Source organism: Thermococcus sp. (assembly GCF_027066465.1).
Lineage (GTDB): Archaea > Methanobacteriota_B > Thermococci > Thermococcales > Thermococcaceae > Thermococcus.
The window spans coordinates 1-3,528 of the sequence record NZ_JAMONU010000039.1; the positions used below are offsets into that span (position 1 = coordinate 1).

Sequence of the window (3,528 nt, forward strand, 5' to 3'; positions counted from 1 at the left end):
AAATGGACTCGGACGTGTTCACACGCCTGTTTACTGGAGATTCTGCATCGCCGGCTTCCTGAAGAACTTATCAAGCTCTGCCCGCTTGGCCTTGATTTCCTCGTAAAGCTTTACAACCTCCCCATTTTCCGGATACTTCATCTTCAGCGTCGTCAGGAGTCCTTCGAGGAAGCCCAGAATCGAGAGCTTTATGTAGTCCTCGCCCTTCTTGGTTTCAAGCCCCTCGTTTAAAGCTATGAACGAGTCCAGCCTCGCGATTAAGGCATCTTCGCCGAGCTCCTTCAAGAGTTCCCTCACCCTTTCGGCCTCTTCGACCTTCATGCTTTCACCCCCAGAGCAAAGAACTCGATGGCCTTTTTCTCGGTTTCCCTCTCGACCTCTTCAAACTCCAGCCCCTGAAGCCTCGCTATCCACTCGACCGCTATTTTAACGTTGCACGGGGTGTTTCTTTTTCCCTTGAATGGACTCATGTATGGACTGTCCGTCTCGGCCAAAAGGTAATCCACGTCGATTGCTTCAGCAACCGCCTTAACTTCCGGAATGAAGACTACTCCGGTGTTTATCCCTATGACGTGGCCGTTCTCGACTATCTCTTTGGCCAGCTCGACGCTCCCGGCGTAGGAGTGGAAGTAGGCCTTAACGCCCGCCCTTTGAACCAGCTCGTACGCCTCTCCCTCGGCCTCCCTCGCGTGTATCACGACCGGAAGGCCGAGCTCAACGGCCAGCTCGAGGAAGTGCCTGAAGATTTCGCGCTGGTTTTCCCTCTGCCTCTCGTTCTCGGCGTAGTGGTAGTCGAGGCCTATCTCCCCGATGGCGACTATCTCCTTTGAGTGCTCGCGTATGAAGTCCTCGACCTTTTTCACCTTCTCCCAGTTGCCCCTGCGGGCTTCGTTCGGGTGGTAGCCGAGGGTCGGAAAGACGAAGCCGAAGTACGGTCTGAGCAGCTCCCAGCTCTTCCAGACGTGGGCCTTCCTGTACTCGGTGATTGAATCGACCACTGCCCTAAGCTCTTTCCGGCAGTCCTCTATAACCTTCGGGGCATCCCTTCTGTAGAACTCAAAGTGAGCGTGCGCGTCAATCATGGTTCTCCGTTATGTGCGGCATAGAAAAGCTTTTCCGTGTTTTTAACAACACTTCTCGGGGAGTGAGAATGGAGATGGATTTGAAAGACCCGAAGGAGGTCATGGAGGAGGTCATCAAACGATTGAAGAAATCTTCACCCAAAGAACTCCTCAGCTACGCCATAAGGAACGAGGTGGAGGAGGCCAAATATTATGCGAGGCTGGCCTCGAGGGCCAAGCACCTGAGCGTCAAGGCACTGTTTCTCAAAATGAGCGAGGAGAGCAGGGAGCATGAAGCCGCGCTGAAGAGCCTCTTTGAGAAGCTCTTTCCCGGTGAGGAGCCGCTGGCGGTTGAGCTTCCCCCGGTGGAGGTTGCCCCGCTCTACCCAAAGTTTGCAAGCGTTGAAGACTACATTACCGCACTCGAGTACTGCATGGAGAGTGAGCTGTTCGCGAAGAGAACATACGAACTTCTGGGGGAGGTTGCGGAGGACAAGGAAGTCAGGGAGCTGGCCCTCAGCCTTGCGACCATGGAGGAGGAGCACTACCAGGAAATCAAAAAGGTCTACGAGCTAATAAAGGCCATGAGCGAGAAGAACATAGCCCCCTCAAGCCTGCGCCCGGGCGGCTACCTCTTCACAGACAACGTTAAGGCCAAGTACTTCCTCATAGACATGGCATCGAGGGGTTTTCCGCTGAGGGCAATCATCAGAGAAAATCCTGAGAAGTTCCTTGAGGGACTCTCCGGCCGTGTTGAGGTGGTGTGGATAACTAAGGCGAAGGGTGAGAGTTCCGTCTCTCCATCCGAGCTTCCCTCAATGAGCAGTGAGCTTCTAAAGTTTCTGAAGGGTAATTCCGAAAGGGGTTCCGTGCTCTTCCTCCAGAACCTCGGCTACATAGCGCTTGAACTCGGCTTTAAGGATATGATGGACTTCGTCCTCTACCTCAAGGACAGCGCGGTGCTTCACAACGGCTACCTCGTTGCGACGGCCGTTCCTGAGGCCTTCGAGAAGAAGGAGTGGGCGATTCTAACGTCGGAGCTAGAGCTAATCTCTTGAGTGCCTCTCCCACACCACTTTTCCGTCTTTCCTGACAACCCGGATTATCCTGTGGTATGGAATCTGGGTCTCGCCGATGAAGAAGTAGCCGTGTCCCAGCTCAATCATCTCAACCGGGATTCTCTTCTCGTTCCCGTAAGCCCCGCGGTGCTCGATGACGATGTAGTAGTCCCGCTCGTCCTCCCTCGGGTCGTGCTTAATCTTTGCCAGAACCTCCTTCAGCGAACCCTTCCTCATAGGAACCTCCTCACCGCTTTAATGTTCCCGCGCCAGTCCTTTATGAGCCAGCCGTGCCCGGGCAGGCCGAAGTCAACATCAAGCTCCGCCAGTTTCTCAATGCTCTTCCTCAGCTCCTCCCTGTTCCCGGTTGGCAAATCCGTTCTCCCGACGGTTCCGTTGAATATGGTGTCGCCCGTGAAGATTAGCTTAACTTCGCCGTCGAGGTAGAGGCAGGAGCTTCCAGCGGTGTGGCCCGGCGTGTGGAGGAGGAGCAGTTTTCTCCTGCCCACTTTCAGGTAGTCGCCGTCATCGAGCTTGATGTCAACATCATGCCCCGGAAACCTCTTCCCGTAGGCGTAGTCGAGGATTATCCTTCCATCGGCGCGCTCAAGGACTTCAGCTGTTTTCCTGTGCGAAGCGAAGAGAACATCGACGCCGAGCCTCTCGAAGAGTTCCTTCATGGCAAGGTTTCCGCCGACGTGGTCGAAGTGCTCGTGGGTGTTGAAGATTACAACCTTCTTCAGGCTGTCAAGGTAGCCCTCCCCGAGCCACAGGGAGAAGTAGCGCTCGGCGTTCTCGCCCGTGCCCGTGTCGATGATTAGAGCCTCCTTTCCGGAGCGGAAGAGGTAGACGTTGGAGTCCCAGTCAAGGCCCTTAAGCATCACCGTGTTGGGCGGAATCTCGATTGGGAACAGGTCGGGGTAGATTACCTCAAGGTTCTCCAAGCTCCCACCTCCGAGGGGCTCGAGGGGGGACCGCGTCTTCATCTCGGGGGGAGCGAGTCCCCGTCAGGAGGGATAAAACTCTTCATCGCCCGGAGTGGTTTTGGGGCGGTGGTTTATAAGGTATTGGTTTTAGTTGCTGACATGAGCCTCTCCAAAATAAAGGTCGAGCTTGAGAAAATTGGGAGAAAATACGGAATGAGCTGGGGGCACTTCTACTACTACGCAGAGGTTACCAACGACTGGAAGCCTCTCCTCGGGAAGGCCACACCGGAGGAGATACTCGATGACCTTATGAAGCTCTTCGAGCTGGACGAAGAATATCAAAGGCTCACCGGTAAAAGTCTTCTCAAGCCCCTTGACGAAAAGTGGCATGGGTGAGGGTTTTATAAGCTCACAATCCAAAATCCATTAGGTGAACCAAATGAAGACCGAGAGAGCGAAGGAGATACTCCTCCAGCTTTTGAA

6 protein-coding genes are annotated in these 3,528 nt (G+C 54.4%); 2 read left to right on the forward strand and 4 right to left on the reverse strand.

Annotation, left to right across the window (positions count from 1 at the left end; translation table 11 throughout):
- Positions 1 to 30: 30 nt before the first annotated feature.
- On the reverse strand, positions 31 to 321 hold the full coding sequence (locus MVK46_RS01720) for a DUF3216 domain-containing protein (protein ID WP_297534799.1): 291 nt from the start codon (positions 319 to 321) through the stop codon (positions 31 to 33).
- Entirely contained in the window at positions 318 to 1,082 is a 765-nt protein-coding gene (locus tag MVK46_RS01725; RefSeq protein ID WP_297534801.1) for a YchF/TatD family DNA exonuclease, read from the reverse strand. The genes MVK46_RS01720 and MVK46_RS01725 overlap by 4 nt, the downstream gene beginning before the upstream one ends.
- A gap of 68 nt (positions 1,083 to 1,150) precedes the next feature.
- Here MVK46_RS01725 and MVK46_RS01730 point away from each other — a divergent pair, with 68 nt between their 5' ends.
- Entirely contained in the window at positions 1,151 to 2,119 is a 969-nt protein-coding gene (locus tag MVK46_RS01730) for a DUF835 domain-containing protein (RefSeq protein WP_297534803.1), read from the forward strand.
- Here MVK46_RS01730 and MVK46_RS01735 read toward each other — a convergent pair.
- Positions 2,108 to 2,356, reverse strand: coding sequence for a DUF504 domain-containing protein (locus MVK46_RS01735; protein WP_297534805.1), 249 nt, complete (start codon positions 2,354 to 2,356; stop codon positions 2,108 to 2,110). The two genes, MVK46_RS01730 and MVK46_RS01735, sit on opposite strands and share 12 nt — an antisense overlap.
- Positions 2,353 to 3,000: an MBL fold metallo-hydrolase gene (locus MVK46_RS01740; RefSeq protein ID WP_297534807.1), complete on the reverse strand. Its 648-nt coding sequence runs from the start codon at positions 2,998 to 3,000 to the stop codon at positions 2,353 to 2,355. The genes MVK46_RS01735 and MVK46_RS01740 overlap by 4 nt, the downstream gene beginning before the upstream one ends.
- 171 nt (positions 3,001 to 3,171) lie before the next feature.
- Here MVK46_RS01740 and MVK46_RS01745 point away from each other — a divergent pair, with 171 nt between their 5' ends.
- The gene (locus MVK46_RS01745; RefSeq protein ID WP_297534806.1) at positions 3,172 to 3,441 is read left to right on the forward strand and encodes a hypothetical protein; all 270 of its coding nucleotides are present in this window, start codon (positions 3,172 to 3,174) and stop codon (positions 3,439 to 3,441) included.
- Positions 3,442 to 3,528 lie beyond the last annotated feature (87 nt).